The sequence below is a fragment of the Chitinibacter sp. ZOR0017 genome, from assembly GCF_000799095.1.
Taxonomy (GTDB): domain Bacteria; phylum Pseudomonadota; class Gammaproteobacteria; order Burkholderiales; family Chitinibacteraceae; genus Chitinibacter; species Chitinibacter tainanensis.
The window spans coordinates 1-25,249 of record NZ_JTLG01000013.1 but is presented as its reverse complement, the minus strand read 5'-3'; the positions used below and the strand labels follow the sequence as shown (position 1 = coordinate 25,249).

General features: G+C 53.9%; 19 protein-coding genes and 1 tRNA gene. 11 read left to right on the top strand and 9 right to left on the bottom strand.

Going from position 1 to position 25,249, the window contains the following annotated elements:
* The first annotated feature begins 123 nt into the window (after positions 1-123).
* The 4 genes from L991_RS03705 to L991_RS03690 all read left to right on the top strand — a co-directional run bounded on the left by L991_RS03705 (position 124) and on the right by L991_RS03690 (position 6,829).
* Positions 124-858 (top strand): beta-ketoacyl-ACP reductase, encoded by a 735-nt coding sequence (locus L991_RS03705; protein WP_047392403.1) that lies wholly within the window; start codon positions 124-126, stop codon positions 856-858.
* 258 nt (positions 859-1,116) lie between these two features.
* A complete protein-coding gene (locus L991_RS03700) occupies positions 1,117-2,286 on the top strand; it encodes an efflux RND transporter periplasmic adaptor subunit (RefSeq protein WP_052190567.1) in 1,170 nt (389 codons plus the stop codon).
* Positions 2,287-2,298: 12 nt separating this feature from the next.
* Positions 2,299-5,448 carry an efflux RND transporter permease subunit gene (locus tag L991_RS03695; protein ID WP_047392396.1) on the top strand — a complete coding sequence of 1,050 codons (3,150 nt, stop codon included), beginning with the start codon at positions 2,299-2,301 and terminating at the stop codon, positions 5,446-5,448.
* The gene (locus tag L991_RS03690) at positions 5,441-6,829 is read left to right on the top strand and encodes an efflux transporter outer membrane subunit (RefSeq protein WP_047392393.1); all 1,389 of its coding nucleotides are present in this window, start codon (positions 5,441-5,443) and stop codon (positions 6,827-6,829) included. The genes L991_RS03695 and L991_RS03690 overlap by 8 nt, the downstream gene beginning before the upstream one ends.
* A gap of 71 nt (positions 6,830-6,900) precedes the next feature.
* Here L991_RS03690 and tyrS read toward each other — a convergent pair whose 3' ends face one another.
* Positions 6,901-8,175, bottom strand: a complete 1,275-nt coding sequence (gene tyrS, locus L991_RS03685; protein ID WP_047392390.1) for a tyrosine--tRNA ligase — start codon at positions 8,173-8,175, stop codon at positions 6,901-6,903.
* Between the two features lie 285 nt (positions 8,176-8,460).
* Here tyrS and mfd point away from each other — a divergent pair, with 285 nt between their 5' ends.
* Positions 8,461-11,871, top strand: a complete 3,411-nt coding sequence (mfd, locus tag L991_RS03680; protein ID WP_047392387.1) for a transcription-repair coupling factor — start codon at positions 8,461-8,463, stop codon at positions 11,869-11,871.
* A 20-nt stretch (positions 11,872-11,891) separates the two neighbouring features.
* Here mfd and L991_RS03675 read toward each other — a convergent pair whose 3' ends face one another.
* Positions 11,892-12,860: a diguanylate cyclase gene (locus L991_RS03675; protein WP_052190565.1), complete on the bottom strand. Its 969-nt coding sequence runs from the start codon at positions 12,858-12,860 to the stop codon at positions 11,892-11,894.
* A gap of 55 nt (positions 12,861-12,915) precedes the next feature.
* Complete coding sequence (locus L991_RS03670) at positions 12,916-13,413, bottom strand: hypothetical protein (RefSeq protein WP_156128971.1); 498 nt, start codon at positions 13,411-13,413, stop codon at positions 12,916-12,918.
* Between the two features lie 192 nt (positions 13,414-13,605).
* Between L991_RS03670 and L991_RS03665 the strand changes: the two genes are divergently transcribed.
* Positions 13,606-14,346, top strand: coding sequence for an HAD family hydrolase (locus L991_RS03665; RefSeq protein WP_052190564.1), 741 nt, complete (start codon positions 13,606-13,608; stop codon positions 14,344-14,346).
* Positions 14,347-14,406: 60 nt separating this feature from the next.
* Here L991_RS03665 and L991_RS03660 read toward each other — a convergent pair whose 3' ends face one another.
* Positions 14,407-15,027 carry a hypothetical protein gene (locus L991_RS03660; RefSeq protein ID WP_047392383.1) on the bottom strand — a complete coding sequence of 207 codons (621 nt, stop codon included), beginning with the start codon at positions 15,025-15,027 and terminating at the stop codon, positions 14,407-14,409.
* Between the two features lie 165 nt (positions 15,028-15,192).
* On the opposite strand from L991_RS03660, the gene L991_RS03655 reads away from it, so the two are divergent.
* The 5 genes from L991_RS03655 (at position 15,193) to L991_RS03635 (ending at position 20,286) form a co-directional block, all read left to right on the top strand.
* The gene (locus tag L991_RS03655) at positions 15,193-16,830 is read left to right on the top strand and encodes a SulP family inorganic anion transporter (RefSeq protein ID WP_047392380.1); all 1,638 of its coding nucleotides are present in this window, start codon (positions 15,193-15,195) and stop codon (positions 16,828-16,830) included.
* A 156-nt stretch (positions 16,831-16,986) separates the two neighbouring features.
* Positions 16,987-17,077, top strand: a tRNA-Ser gene (locus L991_RS03650).
* A gap of 131 nt (positions 17,078-17,208) precedes the next feature.
* On the top strand, positions 17,209-18,789 hold the full coding sequence (locus L991_RS16305) for a site-specific integrase (protein WP_081986502.1): 1,581 nt from the start codon (positions 17,209-17,211) through the stop codon (positions 18,787-18,789).
* Positions 18,790-19,426: 637 nt separating this feature from the next.
* Positions 19,427-19,840 carry a hypothetical protein gene (locus tag L991_RS03640; RefSeq protein ID WP_047392377.1) on the top strand — a complete coding sequence of 138 codons (414 nt, stop codon included), beginning with the start codon at positions 19,427-19,429 and terminating at the stop codon, positions 19,838-19,840.
* Complete coding sequence (locus L991_RS03635) at positions 19,837-20,286, top strand: hypothetical protein (protein ID WP_047392374.1); 450 nt, start codon at positions 19,837-19,839, stop codon at positions 20,284-20,286. Before L991_RS03640 ends, L991_RS03635 begins: the two co-directional genes overlap by 4 nt.
* Positions 20,287-20,626: 340 nt before the next feature.
* Here the strand turns inward: L991_RS03635 and L991_RS03625 are convergent, their stop codons facing one another.
* The 5 genes from L991_RS03625 to L991_RS03610 all read right to left on the bottom strand — a co-directional run bounded on the left by L991_RS03625 (position 20,627) and on the right by L991_RS03610 (position 24,396).
* Positions 20,627-21,496, bottom strand: coding sequence for a hypothetical protein (locus tag L991_RS03625; RefSeq protein ID WP_047392369.1), 870 nt, complete (start codon positions 21,494-21,496; stop codon positions 20,627-20,629).
* Between the two features lie 480 nt (positions 21,497-21,976).
* Positions 21,977-22,258, bottom strand: a complete 282-nt coding sequence (locus tag L991_RS03620) for a hypothetical protein (protein ID WP_047392366.1) — start codon at positions 22,256-22,258, stop codon at positions 21,977-21,979.
* Positions 22,259-22,962: 704 nt separating this feature from the next.
* Positions 22,963-23,328 carry a BRO family protein gene (locus L991_RS17995; RefSeq protein WP_374749636.1) on the bottom strand — a complete coding sequence of 122 codons (366 nt, stop codon included), beginning with the start codon at positions 23,326-23,328 and terminating at the stop codon, positions 22,963-22,965.
* A 161-nt stretch (positions 23,329-23,489) separates the two neighbouring features.
* Positions 23,490-23,810, bottom strand: coding sequence for a KilA-N domain-containing protein (locus L991_RS03615; protein WP_052190562.1), 321 nt, complete (start codon positions 23,808-23,810; stop codon positions 23,490-23,492).
* Between the two features lie 10 nt (positions 23,811-23,820).
* Complete coding sequence (locus tag L991_RS03610; RefSeq protein ID WP_047392363.1) at positions 23,821-24,396, bottom strand: recombinase family protein; 576 nt, start codon at positions 24,394-24,396, stop codon at positions 23,821-23,823.
* Positions 24,397-25,249: the final 853 nt, after the last annotated feature.

The window sequence follows — 25,249 nt, the reverse complement described above, 5'->3', positions numbered from 1 at the left end:
ATTTACATACGGGATAGCCCTTAGCTACGCTTGCCCAGCCTCACAAGGGTCTTGCGCAAGAACAACAATATTCTGCCCACCAGCGGCAGAGGCATTCATTCAAACATCAAGGATATACGAAGTATGGCAAAAGTAGCTCTCGTTACAGGTGGTATGGGCGGCATCGGGACGGCAATCTGCCGCAAACTGGCCGACGACGGTTTTAAAGTGATCACCACCTATTCCAAACCAGGCAAACAAGATGCTTGGCTCGCCGACAACAAAGCGGCTGGCTACGATTTTGCAGCGTTTGAATGTGATGTCACCAATTTTGACGCCTGCGTGGCGCTCAAAGCCACCGTAGACGCCCAGATTGGCCCGGTTGATGTGCTGGTCAATAATGCCGGTATTACCCGCGATGCCACCTTCAAAAAGCTCGGCAAAACCGATTGGGATGCGGTAATTGGCACCAACCTCGATTCGGTGTTTAACGTGTCGAAACAATTTGTGGATGGCATGGTTGAGCGCGGCTGGGGCCGAGTGGTGAATATTTCTTCGATCAATGGCCAGAAAGGCCAGTTTGGTCAGACCAATTACTCGGCAGCGAAAGCCGGCATGCATGGCTTCACCATGGCACTGGCGCAAGAAGTGGCACGCAAAGGCGTAACCGTGAATACGATTTCCCCAGGCTATATCGCAACGGAAATGGTGATGGCGGTGCCCGAAGATGTACGCGAGAAAATTGTGGCGCAAATTCCGGTGGCACGCCTGGGCAAACCGGAAGAAATCGCCGGCTTGATTAGCTATCTGGCGAGCGATATTTCCGGTTTTATGACCGGCGCCAATCTGGCCATCAATGGTGGTCAGCACACCTGCTAAATGCTAGGCGCATTAAACTTACAAAGGGCTACCAGATTGGTGGCCCTTTTTTCTAGCAAAAATTACACGAATCAACGCTTAGCTTTAGGTATAAATACATACGGTCGCGTAATATTGTTCAAGCATAATTGTGCGCCCTAGCGATGCACCAAAAATCACTTAGTAAACTTGCCCGCAAAAGAAGAATACCCAGGCAGGTATGCGCATACAAATCTTAATTAGCAATACTTTTCATAATATACCCCTACGGAGCTGGCCATGACCCACGCTTTTAAACCTCAATCCAGCCGCATTTTGCTGGCTTCGCTAGCCTTGGCTGGCTTACTGACCGCCTGCGGTGAAAAGCCACAACAACGGGAAATCCCACCGGCCCCCGTTACCGTGATTAAAGTGACCAGCGGCTCTGCGCCACTGAGCTATGAAGTTTTGGGTGAAACTGCAGGCTATCGCGATGTGGAAGTGCGCTCACGCGTAAGCGGCATTTTGCAAAAACGCACCTATGTGGAAGGCCAGAATGTTGCCGCAGGGCAAGTGTTGTTTGAAATCGACCCTGAGCCGTACAAAGCGGCACTGGATCAGGCCAAAGGCAATCTGGCCATTGAAGTAGCCAAGCTGGAAAAAGCCCGCGCCGATCGCGACCGGATTATTCCGCTATTTAAAGAAAACGCGGTTAGCCGTAAAGATTACGACGATGCAATGGCCAGCTACGCCGCGGCGGTGGCCAGTAACTCGGCCGCCGAAGCCAAAGTGCGCGAAGCCGAGCTAAATCTGGGATACACCAAAGTGGTGGCGCCGATTTCAGGCATGACCAGTACGGTAGCGCAATCAGAGGGGAGCTTGATCTCGCCATCGGGTGAATCAGGCCGGCTGACCACCATTTCGCAGCTGGATCCGCTGTATGTCACCTTCTCGTATTCAGAAGAAGATCGCCAACGCCTGGAGCAGATGGCCAAAAGCAAGCAGGTGAATCTGAACGATCAGCGCAATATCAAAACCACGCTGCGGCTTGCGGATGGTAGCGCGTATGAGCACAGCGGCAAGCTGGATTTCTCGGATAACCGGGTGGATTCCAAAACCGGCACTATTCGCGCCCGGGCGATCTTTAGCAACCCGCAAGGCAAATTGCTGCCAGGCCAGTTTGTGCGCTTGCACCTTGATTTTGGTACCTACCAGAACGCCATCTTGATTCCGGAGCGCGCGATTGTGCAGTCGCAAGCCGACAAACTGGTGATGACGGTAGATAAAGACAACAAAGTCAATCCGCGCCCAGTGAAAGTGCAGCCGAGTACCACCGCCGGCATGGTGCGGGTGGAGTCTGGCCTGAATGTGGGTGACACCTTGATTGTGGAAGGCCTGATCAAGGCCAAACCGGGCGCAGTGGTGAAACCCGTCACCGCCAGCAGCGCCTCAGCCGTCGCCAAATCCTAAGCGAGGATCGCTATGTTTTCGAAATTCTTTATCGAACGGCCGATCTTTGCCTCGGTCATCTCGATCATTATTGTGCTCGCCGGCCTGGCTGCGATGCGCTCTTTGCCGGTGGAGCAATACCCCGGCATTACGCCCCCCGTGGTTTCGGTTACCGCGTTTTACCCTGGCGCCACTCCCGAAGTGATTGCCCAGACGGTCGCTGCCCCGTTGGAGCAGCAGATCAATGGCGTGGAAAAAATGATTTATGTGCAGTCCGGCTCAGCCTCGAATGGGCAGATGTCGCTGAACGTGTACTTTGAAATCGGCACCGACCCTGATCAGGCCACGATTAACGTCAATAACCGCGTTTCTGCGGCGATGGCGCAGTTGCCCGAAGAAGTAAAACGCCAAGGCGTGACGGTGAAAAAGAAATCCACCTCGATTCTGAACGTTATTACTCTCAGCTCGCCTGACAACACCTACGACACCACTTACCTATCCAACTATGCGCTGTTGAATATCGTGGATGAGCTAAAGCGGATTCCAGGGGTGGGTGACCTGTCGATGTTTGGGGGTACCGATTACGCCATGCGGGTGTGGTTGCGGCCAGACCGGATTGCGCAACTGGGTATCACCACGTCCGACATCATTTCGGCCATTCGTGAACAGAATGCCCAGTTTGCCGCCGGTAAAATCGGTGCACAGCCCACCAGTAAACAGGTCGATTTCACCTTTACGGTCAATACGCAAGGCCGGCTGAAAACCGCTGAAGACTTTGGCAATATCATCATCAAAGCCAGCGCTGATGGCGCCAAAACCCGCCTGAAAGACGTTGCGCGGATCGAGATGGGGGGTAAGGATTACGATCTCTTGGCCAATCTGAACGGCAAAAAAGCTGTGGCCATGGGGATTTATCTGCAGCCGGGTGCTAATGCCGTGGCGGTGGCCGAAGCGATTCGCAACAAGATGGATCAGCTCAAAACCCGTTTCCCGCAGGGCATTCAGTACGATATTCCCTATGACACCACCGTCTTCGTAAAAGTATCGATCGAAAAAGTGGTGCACACGCTGTTTGAAGCGATTGTGCTGGTGTTTATTGTGGTTTATCTGTTCCTGCAGAATTTCCGCGCCACCCTGATTCCGTGTATTGCCGTGCCAATTTCGCTGATTGGTACCTTTGCCGGCATGCTGGTCTTGGGCTTCTCGATCAACTTGCTCACCCTATTGGGGATGGTACTGGCGATTGGTATCGTGGTGGATGACGCCATCGTGGTACTTGAAAACGTCGAGCGGATCATGGCCGAGAAAAAATGCTCAGCCAAGGAAGCAGCGATTCTGGCGATGGAAGAAGTCGCCGGCCCCGTAGTCGCGATTGTCTTGGTCTTGTGCGCGGTATTCCTGCCGGTGGCCTTTATGGGCGGAATGACCGGGGTGATGTATAAGCAATTTGCGATCACCATTGCCGTATCGGTGGCGATTTCCGGCTTGGTGGCCCTGACCCTCACGCCAGCTCTGTGCGCGATTTTGCTCAAAAGTGGTCACCATCAACCGGCCAAATTCTTCGTCTGGTTTAACCATAGCTTCGATCGTCTGACCAATGGCTATGTGAATGGCGTGGCTTTCCTCAACCGCCGCGTTGGCATTGCCTTTGTGATTTTCGCGCTGATGATTGGTGGGCTGGTTTACCTTCTGAAAGCCGTGCCGGGTGGCCTGGTGCCTGATGAAGATCAGGGCTATCTGCTCTCAGCGGTGATGCTGCCTGATGCCGCTTCACTCAAGCGTACTGAAGCCGTGTCTGCGCAATACGACGCGATGCTGCTGCAAAACAAAAACATCGAAAACGTCGTTTCGTTTGTGGGCTATGACATTCTCTCGGGTGCGGTTTTAAGTAATAGCGGCATTACCTTTATTACCCTAAAAGACTGGAAAGAACGCCCAGACCGGATGGATAGCTCGTTTGCGCTAACCAAAATCCTGCAAGGTCAGGCATATATGAAGCTGCAGGATGGTTTTGCGGCCACCTTTAACCCACCAGCCATTACCGGGATGTCAACCACTGGTGGCTTGGAAGGTTATCTGCAAAATCGCGGCTCGGGCGACACCAAGCAATTCGCGGCGGAAGTACAGCGTTTCGTAGATGAAGCCAAAAAACGCCCTGAGTTTGCCAATGTCTCCACCACCTTCCGCGCCAATGTGCCGCAGATCTATGTCGATCTGGATCGCGAAAAAGCCAAAGCACTGGGTGTGAGCATTAACTCGGTGTTTGACACCATGCAGGCGACTTTTGGTCAGGTCTATGTGAATGACTTCAACCAGTTTGGTCGTACTTATCGGGTGCAGCTGCAGTCGGAAGCCGATTACCGTGCGCGGCCGGAAGACATTGCCAATGTCTATGTGCGCTCGGCCAATGGCACGATGATTCCACTGACCAGTCTGGTGAAAGTGAAAAGCTCGGTCGGCCCTGAGCTGGCGGAACGCTTCAATATCTTCCAAGCAGCCAAGCTGATGATACAGCCGGCCCCGGGCGTGAGCTCGGGTCAGGCCATCAAAGCCATGGAAGAAGTAGCCAATGAAGTGCTGAGCAATGACTTCAAACTGGAATGGACCGGCTCGGCCTTCCAGGAAAAAGAAGCCGGCTCCACCGCGCTAATGGCCTTTGTTTTCGGGATTGTGATGGTGTTCCTGATTCTGGCAGCGCAGTACGAGCGCTGGAGCTTGCCGTTTGCGGTGATTACTGCCGTGCCATTTGCGCTGTTTGGGGCATTGCTGGCGGTATGGCTGGCAGGGATGACCAATAACGTCTACTTCCAGATTGGTCTGGTGACGCTGGTGGCGCTGGCGGCGAAAAATGCGATTCTGATCGTGGAATTTGCCGTGCTGAAATACGAAGAAGGCATGAGCTTGCTCGATTCCGCACTTGAAGCCGCGCGCCTGCGCTTCCGCCCGATCGTGATGACCTCGCTAGCCTTTATCTTGGGTTGTGTACCGTTGGTGATTTCCAGCGGTGCTGGCCGCGCCAGCCGCGCCTCATTGGGTATGCCGGTGATTGGCGGGATGTTGGCGGCCACCTTTATTGCGATTTTCTTTATTCCGCTGTTCTTCCGTTTGATTATGAAGCGCGATGAAATGAAGAAAAAACAGGCTGCCAGCACTGCGGCAGCTGAAGGAGAACATCATGCGTAAAACGATACTAGCACTGGGTATCGCCTCGCTACTCTCGGCGTGTGTAAACATGCCGGACTATACCCTGCCCAATACAGATATCCCTGCTACCACGGGTAGTGCTGCGGTGGATGCCCAATGGTGGCATACCTTTGCCGATCCAACGCTTGATCAGCTAATTGCAGCAGCCGTGGCCAATAACCAGAATCTAGCCATGGCGACAGCGAAGTTGGCCGAAGCGCGGGCCGTGCTGGGCATTGCCTCGGCAGAACAGCTGCCGCGGGTGGATCTGGGCGGCGGCGTTGCTCGCCAGCGCACCTCTCAAGAAGGCACTGGTAAACCAAGCCAAACCTACGACTATTACAAGCTCGCTGGCAGCGTGAGCTGGGAGCTGGATTTGTGGGGCCGGGTGCGCAATACCGCGGCTGCGGCGCAGCAAAGCCTACTCGCCAATCAATACAACCGCGATGCCGTACAGCTCACGCTGCAAGCTGATGTGGCGCAAACCTATTTCAACCTGCGCACGCTGGATCGGCAATTGGCCATCACCGATGCCACCATCCAGTCGCGGCAGGAAGCGCTGGATTTACGCCAGAAACGCTTTAAAGGCGGCATGACCTCGGAATTGGATGTGCGCCAAGCCGAAGTGGAGCTGGCGGCCGCGCAAGCTTCGCGCCCTGCGCTGGTGAAGGCCATCGCCAAAGCCGAAGGCGCCTTGGCGGTGCTGACTGGCGCGTCGCCGCGCCAGCTGATCGAGCAAAATATCGCGCGCGGCACGGCCATGGGACAGTTTAGTGCACCAGCGCCACTGCCAGCGGCGCTGGATAGCGATCTACTGCTGCGCCGGCCTGATATTGCTCAAGCCGAGAGTGTCTTGCTAGGCAGCCGCGCCAGCATTCAAGCGGCTCGCGCGGCCTACTATCCGCGCATTTCGCTCACTGGCCTCTTAGGGTTAGAGAGCATGGAGCTAAGCAATCTCTTTCAGGGCAGCGCCAAAGCTTGGTCTTTTGCCGGCAATCTGGCCATGCCGCTGTTTGATAATGGCCTGACTGCCGCGCAAGTGGATCAAGCCAAAGCACGCGAACAGCAAGCCGCCGCCGCATACCAGCTGGCGGTGCAAAATGCCTTTAGTGAAACGCGGGCGGCGATTGTGGCCGACCAAGTGGCGCTCGATAAGCTTAAAGCCGAGCAGCAACAAGTGACCGCGCTAGAGCGGCAATTGAAACTGGCCACCCTGCGCTACGACAATGGTTTTTCCAGCTACCTGGAAGTGCTGGACGCGCAGCGTAGCCTGTTTACCAGTCAGCTTAACTACACGCAGGCCAAAAGTGATCTGCTAATTAGCCGAGTGCAGCTGTATAAGGCGCTGGGTGGTGGCTGGCAAAAGCCCAGTAAATCATAAGTAGCTGAAAATAAAAAACCCGCCAATCGGCGGGTTTTTTATTGCGCTGATTAAGCTAAACTCGCCAGCTATTAGTTCCAGCAGATCAGCACGTAGTTTTTCTTGCCACGACGCAGCAGTGTGTAGCGGTCAAACAAGCGATCCGCAGCGCTCAGGGCATGATCGGCTGCTTCAACTTTCTGGCCATTGATCAGCACCGCCCCGCTTTGCACAAAGGTGCGTGCTTCGGATTTAGACTTGGCAAGGCCACCGGCCACCATCGCATCCAGCAAGCCACTGGCAGCGCTGTCCAGCTGAATGCTTGGCATGCCGTCTTGCGCCAGCTGGGCAAAATCGGATTCGGTCAGCGCGGCCAGCGAATCGCTAAACAGGTTTTGCGAAATCCGCTGCGCGGCTTCAACGGCAGCCTGACCGTGCACAATCGCCGTCACCTGCTCGGCCAGTACGCGCTGGGCCTGTGGTTTTTGCCCGCTGGTTTTGTCACTTTCTTCCAGCGCATCAATCTCAGCCACCGACAGGAAGGTAAAGTATTTCAGGAACTTATACACGTCCGCATCGGCCGTATTGAGCCAGAATTGGTAGAAGGCGTACGGCGAGGTTTTGCTAGCGTCCAGCCAGATGGTGCCAGTTTCGGTTTTGCCGAATTTAGTGCCATCCGATTTGGTCACCAATGGCAAAGTCAGGCCATACACTTGTTGTTGATTCAGGCGGCGGGTGAGATCGGTGCCGGCGGTGATATTGCCCCACTGGTCCGAGCCGCCGATCTGCAGTGCACAACCGTAGCGACGATTCAGCTCGGTAAAATCATAGCCTTGCAGCAGGCTGTAGGAAAATTCGGTATACGAAATACCCTGATCTTCACGCGCAATGCGCTGCTGCACGGCTTCTTTTTTAATCATCTGGTTGACGGAGAAATACTTGCCAATGTCGCGCAGGAATTCCAGCGCGCCCATGCCGCCAAACCAGTCGTAGTTGTTGGCCATCAGGGCAGCGTTGTCGCCTTCAAAACTCAGAAATGGCGACACTTGCGCGCGGATCTTCTCGACCCAGCCGGCAATCACATCAGGTGTATTCAGTTTACGCTCGGTGGCTTTAAAGCTGGGGTCGCCAATCATGCTAGTGGCGCCGCCCACCAGAGCGATCGGTTTGTGGCCGAACTGCTGGAAGCGCTTGAGCACCAGAATCGGCACCAGTGAGCCAATGTGCAGGCTGTCGGCGGTGGGATCAAAGCCGCAATACAAGGTCACAGCCTCTTTATCCAAGAGTTCGGTCAAGGTCGCTTGATCGGTGCATTGCGCGATCAGGCCGCGGTCTTGCAAATCCTGTAACAGATGAGGCGTGGGCATACGGGGCTCCAAAGGGGAAAACACAGCCAGCTTGCGCGAAGGCTTAGCTGGCTAATCAAAGCTGACTATTCTAACCCAAACCGTCGGCAAGCCCAATCTACCCAGGCATAGCGGCTTTACCCCCACATACCCCTTGCCGTATCAGCTGCTAAGTCATGCTTGATAAGGGCTGACTGCAGATACCCATCAGTGCATTTTCACGCTCAAGCCGTGCGGCGCAGTACTGAGCCGATGCGCCGGCGCTGGTATAATTGCCGTTTTGTTTGTCCGGCGCTGTATCGACTTATGACTTTGCCTGCCCTACCTCGTGCCTCTGAACGTTTGCAATTGCCGCTGCCGCATGGCTCGGGTGATGCCCGCCTGCTGGCCGAATATGCACAGCAAGTGGCGACGCTGGTTGTGATCACCGCCAGTGCGCAAGAGGCGAGCCGTCTGCGTGATGAGCTGGCGTTTTTCCTGCCGGGCAAAAACGTGGTGCAGCTTCCCGATTGGGAAACCCTACCCTACGATCATTTCACGCCCCATAGCGATCTGATCAGCCAACGGCTGGCAGCGCTGTGGCAGCTGCGCCAAGGTCAGGCAGAAGTGCTAGTGGTACCGCTACAAACCGCGATGGGCGTACTGCCACCGGTCGAGTTTCTGACCGGTACGACTTTTTTCCTGAAAAAAGGCGAAAAGCTCGATGCCGAGCAGCTGCGCGCCGATATGGCGCTGGCGGGCTACAGCCATGTGACGCAAGTGTATAGCCCGGGCGAATTTTCGATACGCGGTGGCTTGATTGATTTGTTCCCGATGGGTAGCCCGCTACCCTACCGGATTGATCTGTTTGATGACGAAATCGAAACCATCCGCACCTTCGATGTCGATACGCAGCGCAGCTTATATCCGGTGCCGGAAATCCGGTTATTGCCAGCGCGCGAATTTCCGACCGATGATGCGGGCAAAACCAAATTTCGCCAGCGCTTTCGCGAGGTATTTGAAGGTGCGCCCAGCAATGCCCGGCTGTACAAAGACATCAGTAATGGCATCATTCCAGCCGGCATCGAATACTACCTGCCGCTGTTTTTTGATCAGACGGCCACCTTGTTTGATTATCTGTGCGCCGACTTTGCCAGCGAGGGGGTATTGGCCCTGCACGGCGATTTGGCGGGGGCTGCCGAGCAATACTGGCAAGATATCGCCGAGCGACACAAACTGAATATCGGCGACAAAGACCGCCCTTTGCTGCCGCCGCGCGATCTGTTTCTGGCGCCAGATTTACTCTTTGGCCAGCTCAAAAAATACCGCCGGCTAGAGCTCACCGCTGGCAGCAGCCTCGTCACCAGCGCCCTACCTGCGCTGGATGTCGATCGCCGCAGCGAAAACCCATTGCAAAAGCTGCAGCAATACCTGAGCACCTACGCTGGCAAAGTGATCTTGGTGGCCGAAAGCCTCGGCCGGCGCGAAACCATGGCGCAGTTTTTTGCCGAATATGGCCTCAGCGCACAATTAAGCGACAGCTGGGCCGATGCGCTGCAGAGCGTCGCGGCCGTGCAGCTGATCGTGGCGCCGCTGTATCGTGGCTTTATCTGGCAGAACGACGGCATAGCGCTGATTACCGAAGCCGACCTCTATCCAGCCGTGGCGCAATCGCGCGGCAAAAAACAGCAAAAACGCAGCAATACCGACAGTATGCTGCGCGATCTATCCGAGCTGAAAATCGGCGACCCGGTGGTGCACGAAGCGCACGGCATCGGCCGCTATATGGGCCTCACCTCCATGGATCTTGGCGATGGGGATACCGAGCTCTTGCTGATCGAATACGCCGGCGGCGATAAATTGTATGTGCCGGTGAGCCAGCTGCATGTGATCTCACGCTATTCTGGCGGTGCCGCCGATAGCATTCAGGTGCATAAACTCGGCTCGGGCCACTGGGAAAAAGCCAAACGCAAAGCCGCCGAACAGGTGCGCGATACCGCGGCCGAATTGCTCAACCTTTACGCCCGCCGCGCCGCGCGCGAAGGCCATGCCTTTGAATGGACAGCGCATGATTACGAAGCCTTCGCGGCCGGTTTTGGCTTTGATGAAACCCCGGATCAGGCCGCGGCCATTGAGGCGGTACTGGTGGATATGCGGGTGAAACAGCCGATGGATCGGCTGGTGTGCGGCGATGTGGGCTTTGGGAAAACCGAAGTGGCGCTACGCGCGGCGTTTTGCGCAGTGGCGGGTGGCAAACAGGTGGCGGTGCTGGTGCCGACCACCCTGCTGGCCGAGCAACATTTTCAAACCTTTAGCGACCGCTTTGCCGATTGGCCAATCAAAATTGCCGAGCTCAGCCGTTTCCGCTCAGGCAAAGAAACCGCCGCCGCCCTCAAAGGCTTGGCCGAAGGCACGGTGGATATCGTGATCGGCACGCATAAACTGGTGCAGCCGGATATCGAATTTGCCAAGCTGGGCTTGGTGATTATCGACGAGGAACACCGCTTTGGCGTGCGACAGAAAGAGCAACTGAAAGCCCTGCGCGCCAATGTGGATGTGCTCACCCTCACCGCCACGCCAATCCCGCGTACGCTGGCGATGAGCCTAGAAGGCCTGCGCGATTTCTCGGTGATTGCCACGGCACCAAGCAAACGCCTGGCGGTGAAAACCTTTGTGGCCAAATACGGCGATGGCATTATCCGCGAAGCGGTACTGCGCGAGTTGAAACGCGGTGGGCAGGTGTTCTTCCTGCACAATGAAGTCGACACCATCGACAATATGCGCGAAAAACTGGCCAGTTTGCTGCCGGAGGCACGCATCGGCGTCGCGCACGGGCAAATGCGGGAGCGCGAACTTGAGCATGTGATGCGCGATTTTCACCAGCAGCGCTTTAATGTGCTGCTGTGTACCACCATTATCGAAACCGGGATCGATATCCCGAATGCCAATACCATCGTGATGAATCGCGCCGATAAATTCGGCCTGGCGCAGCTGCACCAGATGCGTGGACGAGTCGGCCGTTCGCACCATCAAGCCTATGCCTATTTGCTGGTACCTGATCCAGAAGGCCTCACCAGCGATGCGAAAAAACGCCTAGAAGCCATCCAGATGATGGAAGAGCTGGGCTCAGGCTTTTATCTGGCCATGCATGATCTGGAGATCCGCGGGGCGGGTGAAGTTCTGGGTGACTCGCAATCGGGCGAAATGCAGGAAATCGGATTTGCGCTGTACTCACAAATGCTCAAAGAAGCCGTGAAAGCCTTAAAAGCGGGCCGCGAGCCCGATTTATCGCAGCCATTGGGCGTCACGACCGAGATTAATCTGCATGCGCCAGCCTTATTGCCGAATGAATATTGCCCGGATGTCAACGAGCGCCTGAGCCTGTATAAGCGTCTGGCCAGCGTGGAAAACGCCGATGAGCTGAGCGATATTCATCAGGAGCTGATCGACCGCTTTGGCTTGCTACCCGATGCCACCAAAGTCTTGCTCGATTGCCACCGCTTGCGGCTCTTGGCCGGGCCATTGGGGATTAGCAAAATTGATGCGGCCGACACCGCGATCATTGTTCATTTCCTGCCCAAAACCCCAGTCGAGCCGATGAAGATCATTTCGCTGATTCAAAGCAAGAAAAACTACAAACTGGCCGGGCAGGATAAATTGCGCATTGAAGGCAACTGGCCGGAAGCCGTGTTGCGCGCGGTGCGGGTGAAAGAGCTGCTAGCCGAATTACAAACCTGAGGGGTATTGCCCTGAAAACATTATTTTTCAGTGATTAGCTGCAAATACGTGGCTGGGTATTTGCCAATTCGACTCGATGGGGTGGCTAAATTGGCGGGGCGGGCCGCCAGCTCGCCGCACACCCGATTGCGCCCGGCGAGCTTGGCCGCATACAAATGTTGATCGGCTATTGCCAACATGCCTTCGGGCTGCAGCCACGGGTTAGGCTGAGTGCAGGCATAACCAATACTGACCGTAACCGGCCCGCCCTGTGGGCTGCGCAGCGGCAAATTTCCTAGCGAAGTCTGGATGGCCTGCGCGATTTGAATCGCCGTCGGCGCCGAGGTAAAGCCCAGCAAAACCAGAAACTCTTCACCACCATACCGAATCAGCACATCATCAGCTCGCTGCGCATAGGTCCGCAAGACCTGCGCCACGGCCTGCAAACACTGATCGCCCACTTGATGGCCAAAATGATCGTTGTATTGCTTGAAATGATCGATATCCAAGAGCAGCACCGACATGCAGGCGTGATGCCGCGCATGTTGTTGCCATAGGCGTGGCAGCTCAGTCGTGAGTAGCCGGCGATTGCCCAGCCCCGTGAGTGGGTCATGCAAAGAAAGATGCTCAACCGCAGCCTCAGCCTGTTTGCGCTGGGTGATATTGTGATGAGAGATCACCAGATGCTGCCCATCGCCACTGCGACTGAGCTGCATCATAAACCAGCGCTCTACCGTGGGGCTGTGGCAGGGATACTCCATCTCCCCGCTCTCCTGCTGACCTTGCAGCATGGCCATGATTAAAGCTGCAGCCTGCGTAGCATCAGGATCAGCACTTTGCTGACACACTTGCAGATAATTGCAGCCGAGCCAATTGTATCCGGCCGGCATACCGTTTTCTTCGCCAAACAGCTGCCATGCCGCATTGACATACACAATGTGGCCCGCGGCATCAATCACCGCGATCTGGGCTTCCAGTGCATCAAGGATGGTACTGAGCGAAAGTTGCATACACCGGCCTTACGGATTGGCTACATTCCTACCATAGCCGCTGACCGGGGTTTTGCTAGCGAGGCATGAAGGAACCGAAATGAACGGCTGCTTTGCCAGCCGGCAGGTACATGGCTAGCCAGCTTAACTCTTGCTTCACCAGATGCATTAACTGCAACACCAACTCTGGCGATGCGTTAGTAGCAAACCAATATTCTTTGCGCCACACGGTGTGTTCGATATCAAGTGGCTCGGCGGGCTGTTGATATTCATCAATCGCTGCGCTGGCTTGCTGATAACCCACCATGGCTAACAGCTCATCGAGCGGGCTGATCACTTGCGATACTTCCAGCACAAACGCTGACATTTGCTCGTTCTGCACTTGTAAATTCGCGTAGGTTTGGCAATTTAATTCCAGGGCGATAAATCCGTCCCGGCAACATGTCGGGCAGGCAAACGCCAGCGACTGAAAAACCAGATGCTGCAAATGTGCTTCCAGCTCAGTGAATGCCTGCAATATCGGGCGGTGCCCGCAGCGGTGCTGCGCAGTAGCGGGGAGGAATAGATCCGCCATACTGGACCAATCCTTTTGCTGTTTGTAATTGATTGACATTATACAGAAAGGAATGTGGCATCAGTTTGTGCACAGCCAAACGGCTTTGTGGCGCTAAATGGGTCTTGAACCTAGCCATCATCGAATTGCAGCATTTGCCGTTTATGCTGGTGGCAACGATGAAATTTTGATGACGCCCGCCCTTGGACGCCCATGTACGCCAGCCACGATAAATTGGTGATCTTTGATGCCGATGGCACGCTGATCGACGCCTTTGATGCCATTGCCCAGACTTTTCGCCTGCGCGGCATGGATATTGGGGATCTGGCGCGGTTTCAAAAGCGTCGTAATCTATTCAAGTATTTTGGCGGCTTGAAAGAGTTTCCCAAAAATCTGGTGCGGCAAAGCACGCCGCAGCAGCGCAAAGAGCTGATTAATACCCTGACCGAAGTCTATCGCGATAGCGCCCAGCTCTACCCCGGCGTGGCGGCGCTGTTACAACAGGCGCTGGACACCCCAGGCCTGCGAGTGGGGATGGTGACCCGCAATATCACCCATCAGCCGGAATACACCTTGCAGCGCTTGTTTGCCCGCCATGGTGTGGCGCTGGAGCAGCTGGATTTTCTGGCCTGCATTCCGCTCAAAATGGAAAAAACTTGGCATTTTCGCCGCGCGCGTGAAGACTTGGGCATCAATCCATCGCGAGTCTGGGTCTGCGGCGATGAGCACAAAGACTATCAGGCGGCCCTGGCGGCAGGGCTCAATCCAGTGATTGTCAGTTATGGTTTTGAAGACTATCAGCGCCTGCATCGCAAATATGCGATTCCCGATGAGCAAATCGTCCGCAGCCCGGCGCAGCTCTGCGCACGCATGAGCCATACCCTTGAGCTGCCAAGCATGGTGCGGCTGGAGCTTGAAATTGATAGCCTTGGTTTATTAAATAGCGCGGTTTAAAGATACCAAGCGGGGTATTGCTCGAAGGGCTTTATCTAGATTCGATTTCAAGGCTATACCCTAGCCCGCCAGCATCGCCTTGGCTTGCTCGAGGTATAAATCGGCCACTTGCGCCGCTTGCCGCGATTCGCGCAGCGCCATATTCCAGCGCGCCATGGTGGCACGTAATGCGCGTGGGCAGCTGATGGCTTCGATCTCGCGGATCAGCGGCTTGGCCATTAGCCCTAAGCAGGCGCTACTGCTATTGATCATCAGTGTTTTGACTTGCGCGAGCTGTTCGGGGGCTGCCTCTAAAGGGGCTTCGAGCGGGCTGGTTTCAGGTTCCGCCACTGGCTCTGCGATCGTGAGATTGCTCGGCATAGTTTCGACGCTCGCCGGGGCTTGCCAAGCTGCGACGGCCGCAGCCAACTGGGTTTGTTGCTCGGCGCTGCACTTGGGCACCGCTTGCCCTGCTTGACTCAGCTGCACAATCAGTCCCCGTTCGGCCAATTGGCTGAGCCGTTGCCCGACGGATGGGCTATTGAGCATACGCATCAAGGAGGCCACATTTTTCTCACCATCGATCAGAATCAGCAAATGCCGCAGCTGAGCCGGTAGATCTTGGCTGCGTTCGCGCAAGGCGGCCTGACCTTCGGCGGTTTTGTTGTAAATGCGGGCAAGATATTCAGGCTGGCGATGCATGGGGCAATCCGTTTCAGGGCAAACAAGCATTCAACGGCAGCATCATAAGGCACTGATATTGCAGGCTAACGAAGTTTTGCCAACGCAAACTGTAAGCTCTTCGATCTAGCGCAAGCTTTGTGTGGGCGAGATTAGCTATGCTAAAGATCATCGCCGGAGCCCAGCATGCTAAGCCAGCTATTTCAGCCCAAACTTATATCTAGCCTGCGCGGCTATAGCCGCCAGCAATTCGGGCTAGATCTTGCCGCTGGCCTGACTGTGGGGGTGCTGGCTTTGCCGCTCGCCATGGCCTTTGCCATCGCTAGTGGCTGCAGCCCCAGCAGCGGCATCTGGACGGCCATCGTCGCCGGGTTATTAATCTCGCTGCTGGGAGGCTCGCGTGTGCAAATCGGCGGGCCCACCGGGGCTTTTATTCCGATTGTGTACGGCATCGTCACCGTGCATGGCATGGGGCAATTACAGGCCGCTACCATGCTGGCCGGCGCCATCTTGCTGCTGATGGGGCTGAGCCGGCTGGGGCAACTGATTCGCTTTATCCCGGTGACGGTGGTTATTGGTTTTACCAATGGCATTGCCGTGGTAATTTTCTTGGCCCAGATTAAAGACTTTTTCGGTCTACCAGTGGCGCAAGTGCCAGCCGAGTTTTTCCAGCGCGCGCAGGTTTTGCTGCAGGCAGCACCGCAGTTTGATCCTGTCACCACTTTACTCGCCAGCGGCTGTTTGGTTTTTCTGCTGCTCTACAATCGCCTTACGGTATTTCTACCGTGGCTGGCGCGTATTCCGGGGCCACTGACCACGCTAGTGCTCGGCACGCTAGCGGCGATCGTGCTCGATTTACCGGTCGTCACCATCGGCAGTCGCTTTGGCGGGATCAGCGCTGAGCTCCCCGCCCCCGCCTTACCCAGCATTAGCCTGCATCACATCGGTACGCTGATTTCCCCTGCCATCACCATTGCCCTGCTCGGTGCGATTGAATCACTGCTGTCGGCCCGGGTGGCCGACGGGCAAATTGATGATCAGCATGACCCCAATCAGGAACTGATGGCGCAAGGGCTGGCCAATCTATGTGCGCCATTATTCGGCGGGATAGCCGCAACCGGCGCCATTGCCCGCACGTCGACCAATATCCGCTGCGGTGGGCGCACCCCCATAGCTGGTATCGTGCATGCCGTGGTGCTACTCCTGATAGTTGTACTCGCCGCACCACTGGCCGCTCATGTGCCGTTGGCGGTGCTGGCCGCGATTGTGATGGCAGTGGCGCTGCATATGGGCGATTGGGCAGCGTTACGCGAATTACACCGCTATTCATGGAATTATCGCAGTATTTTGCTCAGCACCTTTATCCTCACGGTGCTGTTTGATCTCACCATTGCGGTCGAGATCGGCATGGTGCTGGCCTGCCTGCTGTTTATCTATCGCATTGCCGATCTCACCCGGCTTGAGCTGCTGCCCTTACCAAGCAGCGCCAGCCCCGAAATCAGTGCCTGGCGGCTATCGGGTTCGCTGTTTTTTGGGGCGGTCAACAAAATCGAAGCCCTGATCCAGCCTGGGCTGGCGCAAAAAAAGGTGCTGATTCTTGATCTTTCGCAGCTGTTTCAGCTCGACACCAGCGGGCTGGAAGCGCTACAAAATCTACAGCGACAATTACACAAGCAAGGCTGCCAGCTGCTGTGCTGCGGGGTACTGCCGCAGCCAGCCTCGCTGATGCAACGTTCGGGTTTCACGCAGCAGCTGGGTGCGCAATGGTTTAGCCCCGACTTACACGCAGCCTTAGCCAGTGCAGAACAATATCTCAAGCAGTAATGGGAGGGTATAGCTTTATAGCCTATTTAATTCGATGAATTGATTGATATACATGCCGGGGTATATTGCTTTTACAGTCGTACCAACCTAACCATGCCACCACTCGCCCGCTTGTCAGTCTGGCGGCTTTTGCGTATGATGCGCAGCTTCTATTGCGGAAAGATGGATGAGTGGTTTAAGTCGCACGCCTGGAAAGCGTGTATAGGTTAATAGCCTATCGGGGGTTCGAATCCCCCTCTTTCCGCCAAGTAAAGATAAGCCTTTGATTTGTCAGTAAATTGCTGATTATCAAGGGCTTTTTTTTTGACTTCCACGGCAAAGTTCCACGGCAAGACCCCGATTGGGGTGCTTGTGGCGGTGAAAAAAGGAGGGGCTAACATGGGACAAGATAAAACCTTGAAACCTGATAGCCACGTAGTGAAGCGCCCAGAGCGCAGTAAGAATTACTATTTCAGAATGGAAATCCCCAAGGATGTGCGGGCGGCCTTCGGGGGTAAACGCGAATTCGAAAAGAGCCTGAAAACGGCTGATGTTCGCGAAGCAAATCGGCTGGCCGCACCGATTCGCACAGTCCTCTATCAGCAAATCGACGCAGCTAGAAAAGCCCAGATTTCGCCCGATGATTTACCCTTGGAAAGCTTGCAAAAAGCTTGGGTACACCAGTTGTTAGCTGATGATGAACAAAGCCGCAGCATGGGCTTATCTGAATGCGGTCACGAAGCGTTATCTGTTGGCTTAGACATTGAAAAAGCCGAAGTATCCAAAGGTCTAGCATTAGGCCGAACCCCCGACTACCTCAAAAAAACATTTACTGAATTCCTTGCTAGCCACGGGCTGAATGTTCCAGAAGGGACACCTGCACGGGCGCGCCTTGAATATCGGCTGCTGCAAGCGCATCAAGAGACGCTGCATCACATTGGCCGACGACAGCAAGGGAGCTTGGTTCCCACCCCAGAGCAACCGAAGAAACCCGAGGGTGTCGCAAACCATGGGCTAATGGCTATCCTTGCGAAGTATCAAAACGAGCGCCGGCTTGCCGACAAAATCTACAACGATGCGGTGCGACACGTTAAAGCGTTCATCGCAATTTGTGGAGATAAACCTGTCCGCAAGTACACAAAGCAAGATGGGATTAAATTCAAAGAAGCCCTCCTAGAACGGGATTTGCACCCCAGCACAATTAACAGCAAGTATCTTGGCTGGATTAACGTGCTGCTCAATTGGGCGGCGCAGAATGACTACCTAGACGTGAATCTGCTTAGCGCCATCAAAGTCAAAGAGGGCAAAGTACAAAAAGTTGCACGCCTTCCCTATGATGAAAATGAGCTTCGGGTCATATTCTCCAGCCCAATTTATAAGGGCGGCAAAGTCCCAACAGGTGGCAAAGGTAGCGCAGCTTTCTGGCTCCCTCTTCTCGGTTTATTTACCGGCGCTCGCCTAGAGGAGCTAGCTCAGCTCCAGCCATCAGACGTTATCGAAGACCCGTTGGGTGTTTATATTTTCATCGCTGATTACAAGGCAGGCTCAGGGGTGAAGACCAACGAATCAAGACGGCGTGTTCCTTTACACCCAGAGTTGCTGCGGATTGGATTCCAAGCTTATTGGCGGTCAGTTCAACATGAAAGCTTGCTGTTCCCTTTGCTGAAGGTAGATAGCAAAGGCGACATTTCGGGGCATTGGTCTAAGTGGTGGGGGCGCTGGTGCAGACAATCGCTGGGCATTACTGATACTCGGAAGGTATTCCATTCGTTTAGGCACGGTTTCAAGCATCTCTGCCGCGAAGCTGGGATAACCGAGGAGGTGCACGACGCCCTGACAGGACATGCGGGTGGAACTGTGTCCAGGAATTACAAAGACACCTTTTATCCACTACCGCCACTATTCGAGGCCATCGCAAGATTGACTGCACCAATCGACTTAACAGGGATTAAGTGGAAAGAGCCTTCCGATGCAGCTTAGCGCTGCCCATAGTTCCTCTCCAATGCCCGTAGATGGACTTCATGAGGCACTTGGGCTAAGGGGGGGTGAGGGTGGGCCTTGAGTACTTCAGCTAAGACTGCATCGCGGTGGCATGGCGCTGTCTAGTATATGCTGGGGCACATGCACCAAATAGGCAGAGGCCCCCATAAACCCCATGATGGTGATAAGGCGATAAGCCTTAATCTGGGAGGGCAACAAGGAAGCATTCACAAGTTTGGATATTGCACCGGATTTGATTAAAGCCGTGCGAGTGATAAACCTCTGCAATAGAGGCGTAACTCCTGAACAATTTGCCCTTGCTGCGCGTCGTTTTTTCTAGCGACAACTTTGACAGCCTTATCATCGACAGGATTGAACAAGAAGCATATTCTTGCGAGTTGTCTTCACTGGGCCTAAAGTGGCACTCCTTCATTTTTATCGTTAGGATGTATCCCACTAGAGCCTGATTTCGCGAAAAAGGAGACACTTATCGTTATCCATTTTCGGAAGTCACCTCCGGAAAGTTTGGATACATTAATAATTCAAGGTTTCCTTTGTCTTTGGATGGAGCGCTAAATTGTTCATTGTCTATCCTTCAACTGCATTTTACGTACAAAACAACGCTTAGGGAGGGCACATGTCGGATGAAGTCGTAGAAAACCAAGTTATTACTCAACCCGTCATAACAGAAAACTTATTTACAGGCTATTCTATTGGCACCTTTCAAGAGAACTTCCAGTTATGCGAGGCAGACTTCCTTCGATTAAAGAACGAAGGAACGCCCCTAACCTCTTGGTCGTTAAACCTATTTTTCGCAACTATCGGATATTTTTTAAGCATACTACCTAAATGGATTTCAGAAATTGCAGGTAAACCAGAAAGAGTCTCCCAGAGTGAATGGGTCGTTTTAGCAATAGGTGCTTTTTTTAGCTTAGCACTTTTTATTATTGGAAAGTTACTTCCGAACGAAAAGAAAATACTCCTAAATCAAATATCTCAACATTTCAAATCTGCACCCAAGTGCCGCCAATTTATTAGGGAGCAAAAATGATTACCACGTCCAATTTGCCAGCCAACTATAAGCCATATATGAACTTGAACTTTTGCAGTAACAATATATCTGGTGGAGGCCACATCTTCACCATTGGCGAAGTGTTACCTTTGCTAGTAGGTGTCGGGAAGACCCCAAGGATTTGGCTTCAAGCTGTAGCCGCCCCTCGAGAAAGCGAATTCATAACAATTGTCGCCGACTCTAAATCCAACCACCCTGCTGTTGAGGTGAAAAAGACTGGCTGCAGTATCTTAGTTTATGTGCATGGCAAAATTGTCCTTAGTGTGAAATCAGTTTCATCAGAAATGGCTCAAGTGTCAGAAGTTGATTTCCGTCCTTTGGGTTTAAATTTATTTGGCAATTCATCTAGCCTAAATCTAGGAGGCATGCACCTGAGCCGCAACACATTCTCCAATGTTCGCGTTGCATTTAAGTTGGGCAAATAACCTAGTCATAAATTCTCGTTCCAGCAAGTTGCAGTACAGCACGAGATTGAATAACTTGAAGCAAAACCCAATGCCAGATGTCTATTTTGGGTCGTAAGCAAACTCTTAGCCCCCATCGTCCCTTTGAAGATACATCGGGTTGCCCTTGCGCACCGTCAGCTCCACCTGAACCAGAACCCTAGCAACCCCCTCCCCCCCATGCCGTACAGGAACTCAGTAAAGCACTTGGGGCTGAGGGCGTGGGGTTGGTCTGCCTGTGCTTCAGCGAGGGCTGTAGCGCCCTCCAGCGGGGCGGCATGGCGCTGCCCTGCGTTGTAGACACTATCGGCAGGGTTCATGGTCAGAACTCCATGCTAGTGTAAGGCTCCATGTAACCGCCAGCTAGGCCATAGCGGCTGGGCTTGATGCGGCCACCATAGTTACGGGCAATGACTGCTGCGGCGCTATCCCGTGTCTGGTGGGGCATTTGAATTGCCGCAATAAAGGCCGAATAAGCGCGGTCATAGATTGCTAGGTCGTCGGTAAACAAAACATCGCGGATACCCCGACCGCAGCCCAGCAGGTCACGCCACGCGGACGCGGTAAGCCCCGACAGGATTTCAGCGACACGGTTTTTAATGTCTCGCTCCCAGCTTAGCGCCTTTGGTTTATCGTATTCTGCTTTTTCCAGTAGAAATTGGTACAACGCTTTGTCCTCATCGGTCAGATTGCGATGTTCCCCGCGCACCTGAAGACCATAGAACGCACGCTCCATGGCTCGGAAATATGCTCGCACGGTATCGCCCTTCGGTGTACGTACCTGCATGGCAAGGTCAGCGGCCACATCACGCGACAGCAGGTAGCCGACTTGGGGACGCCCTTTGGTGGGAATCAGGAAGTCCACGACCTCACGGACTTTTGGACTTTTTTGTCCAAAACTTTCCGCAGGGACTTTTGGAGAATTTTGTCCAAAACTTTCTAAGAGGGGTTTGATGTACTGCTCAGCCCACTTATTGAATTGTCTGTATGGCTTCCCGATACGCTCCCAGAGTTTCCGAGCATCGTACTTCGGGGTTTTGCTATCTGGGTCGAATGGTAGGACGCGGCGCATCCGCACCATAGCGTCAGCTTCAGCAGAGGCAAAGCCCACCGCTACTAGGTCATGGCGGGAAGCGGTCATTGGGTCAACGACCACAGTTTTACCGGTACGGGTGGTGATTGATTTAGACATGGTTTGTTTTCCTCATAGGGGAACCCGCGCAAAGTCGCCTCCATGCCTGCCCATCAGCGCCCACAAACAAGGGCGACAGACACAGCAATGCACGGATTCGCCTATACGGGCTGATGTCAAATTGATGGTGATGGGAGCCGGCGTTGGCTCTCTTGGGAATTACTGGGGATTGCCCTTGGGCGTTGGCTCTGCGCTGGTAGACAACACATTGCAGCAGCTTGACGAGGCTGCGGTGTACGCCCTTGCGTGGGGCTGTAAAGCTACTTGGAGGATTAGCTAAGTGACACCCTCAGCCCTGCTCTAGCTGTCATTGATTGAGGATATGAATGGAATATCATCATCACAGTAGAACGCTATCGATACACCTGAAGCTGGCTTAAAGTAGCAGCTTAAAGTGTATCTTTAGTTGGGCTGAGAGAGAGGGCTTAGGGTTTTCTCCGTTACGTGGGGGTGGTCATTCCCCGCCGCTGGTGAAGCCCTTTACTCGTTCATAATGCTACCCTTCAGTGCCAAGTATGCAATGTTGAATTGCCCTTCCATCCGCGCCAGTTGTTCAATCAGGGGCTTGCAGATGTCATAGGTTGGCTGTTCTGCCGCCCAGAGTTGCTCTTCTAGGCGATGGGCTTCGATGAGCAGCCAGCGTGTATATCCTACGCTATGGTTCAGTGCAGCACACTCGGATGCAACGTGGCGAAGGGCTTTATTGAATTCCAGCTGCGTTACTTCAATGTCGGAAGTTGCGGTGGGGATTGGTGTAGTCATTGTTGGTGCTCCGGTTTGGTTGTTTGGTGGGTTGAACGCGAGGCGGTTTCCTCAGCGTTACGTGGGGGTGGTCATTGCAGCCCCGCTAGGCTCCTAGAGCAGCATCCAGCAACAACGGTAGGCTTACCCCTACCAGTACGCACCACATAGTCCAATGCGCGTAGAACACCCAAGAACGCGACATAAAGCCCCTGTCTACCGTCAACTGCAAGCGACACCCTGCAAGGTAGCGATTCCCCAACTCATCCCGCCAGCGGCGCAGCCCCCAGCCCGCGCAAGGCTCAATCAATACGCCTGAACCCTCCAGTCCTACAAAGGCGGAATAGCGCGACAACTCAATGCGAGCGCGGCCAAAACCAATCGAAAACATTAATGCGACTTCCTACTTCAGTTGAAAAAGGAGGCGCATAGTAGTTGCTGATTGTTTCAATCGTATGTCATTGATTTATTTGCATTATCGTAGAAATTTCAACACCGAGACCCATGCTATTTCGGAGTATTCCCGCTATCGCCATCGCTCCCTTTGCGGGCTGTGGTTCTGCTGGTTTCGCCCCCATCTTTTGGGCGGTTCCTGCCGGTCTTATGGTCATGCCAAGAGGAATACAACAAGAGGCCAACGACGACGACAAAAAGGGTGATGATGTCGCCCCATGAAACCGTAGTGGGGTCAATGAAGATACTGGAGCCGAACATTTAGGGAACTCCTATGGGTTATGAGCGGGAGTGTCAGACTTGGCGATGTCGTAAGAACCCGTCTTGCGAATACTTGTCAGCACCTCACCGTTCACCCAATCACGGAAGGGTTCGGTTTGCGGCGAATAACCCCTGTTAAGGATTTCATAGACAACACTTTCTGTTGCCACCCAAGAACCGCCGCCGCCTTTCGCTAGGAGTTGTTTCAGGGGATGCGTTTCACATATCCCCTTAGTTATCGTATTGAGTTTAAAGGTTTTTTTGCCGCTGTATTTGCGCCCTTGGATGCTTGTTTGGCTTTGCGAGCTTGGGTGGCCTGCCGCGTCTAGCACCTTGCGTAAGAAAAATAGAACATCATGCTCAGGATGCCCAAAGATAATATCCAGCTCAACGCCGCAGAAGGTACGCTTTTCAATTTTCAGTTGTTACATGGTGTTGCTATTGAGCTGCACTGCCACGCCTGAGTAGCCAGCGTGTCGTAGGCACGGATGACTTCGAGGTGGAACTTAGGGCTAATCAGCGATGCGCTAGCACGCATTCATATCGCGTAGGCGTAGACCAGTTCCTTGACTACGTAGGTTCCCTGCTCCAAACCTTTACCAAGGACTTGTGAGACTGGATTTAAGGTCTGCGAATTTGCAGAGCTTGAGAGTTCAGCAATCAGCGCCTTGGTGGTACTACGGCGCATGAAGAACGCAGGCTGGTCACTGCCCATGCCGCCCGAAGCCTTGTGCAAGTCGTTCAGGCAGTAGCGTCCTTCAGCGTCTTGGCGAATTTGAGTAGATGCGATAGTGAGGGGAAACTTTTTTTCTATCCCCTCGCTTAAACCGTCTACAGATAGCCAGACAATACCCGACAAATCTACTCAACTATTCGGCACAAGCCCGCTTTACGCTGCTCACACTGATACCGAAGTAGTCCGCAGTGGCCTTGATGGTCGCGCCGTGCTCAGCCTTCCACGCCTTCACCTGAGCGTCGTCGATGGTCTTAGGCTTGCCACGATAGCGTCCTTCCTGCTTCGCAATCGCAATTCCCCGCGTTTGCATCTCGCGGCGATTCTTGTAGTCAGCCTCCCCTTGCGCGGCCATGAAAGCCAGCACAGCGTCCCGCACAGCCTTCTTCATGGGGTCGTCGGTGAGTCCGTCAAACTCCATACCGTTCATGGTACAGACCACCTTAACGCCCTTCCCCATCAGCTCCCCCATCGTGGCGTGGAGTTCATCGTAGCGACGGCTGATGCGGTCTAGCCAGCGAACGTAGAGCGTATCTCCTTCACGAATACCCGCCAGAACCGCTTTCCAGCCCTTACGCTCTACCGGTGCGATGTGATAGCCCGATACCCCTTCATCAAAGTAGGAACGCTCACAGCCCAGCTCAGCGGCTTCCCTGCGCTGCTGCTCAAGGTTCTGCTCGGAGGTCGACACGCGGCCATAGTAGAACAACATGGTTAAACCCTTCCCTGACTAGCTCATTGAGATTGACGGCTCAATAATGGCGCTAGCTCAGAATACTGTCAACCCAAATGAACCACAAAAGGACAGCAGAAGATGCAGCTCAAAGAGGTATACCTGATTGAGCCAACAGCGGCGCAAGGGAATGAACGGCGACAACAAAGGAAGGGGCTACTTCAGAGGCTACGCTGGGGCGTGGTCTTAGATGTCTGGAGGAAAGGCTCAGGCCACGGCAAGCAGGAAACATTCCGCGCATGGACAAATTATCTAGCGGGAAACTACCCCCCACGGGGGAACATCGACCGTTTTAATCGGTAATGTAGGCGGACAAATTTTTGCGATGAAAATCTTTTGCTCTTCCACGAAGGGATTCCACATTAGAGACGCAAGCTATTGCCAAGCACATGAATACAAAGGAAAATAAAATCAAATTGACGAATCCCCCTCTTTCCGCCAGTCTTTACAAGCCCTTGATCGATCAGCTAGTGCTGATTGCGCAAGGGTTTTTTTACGTCTTTTAATCGTCGCGGCAAGTCTGCCTTTTAAAGACGCTTGATCACATCCTACCCGTCTACTCTTAACATCGGCACCACACGGTTGCCGGCGAACTAGCCTATGCACGTTAGGCATCCTTTCTTTCATGCTCGACTGAGTTGTAATTCAAATCACCCATGTCTAGGTAATGTCATATTTCTGGGCGCCAAAGTCATATCAGCAAACGGTAATGTTATGTAAGTTAAATCCGCGCAATAAAAAACAAAACATAGGAATAACGCTGCCTAGCGATTTCGGAATGCACCGACGTGATGTTGGGACGCGGCATTGTGGCCAATCCCGGCTTGGCGCT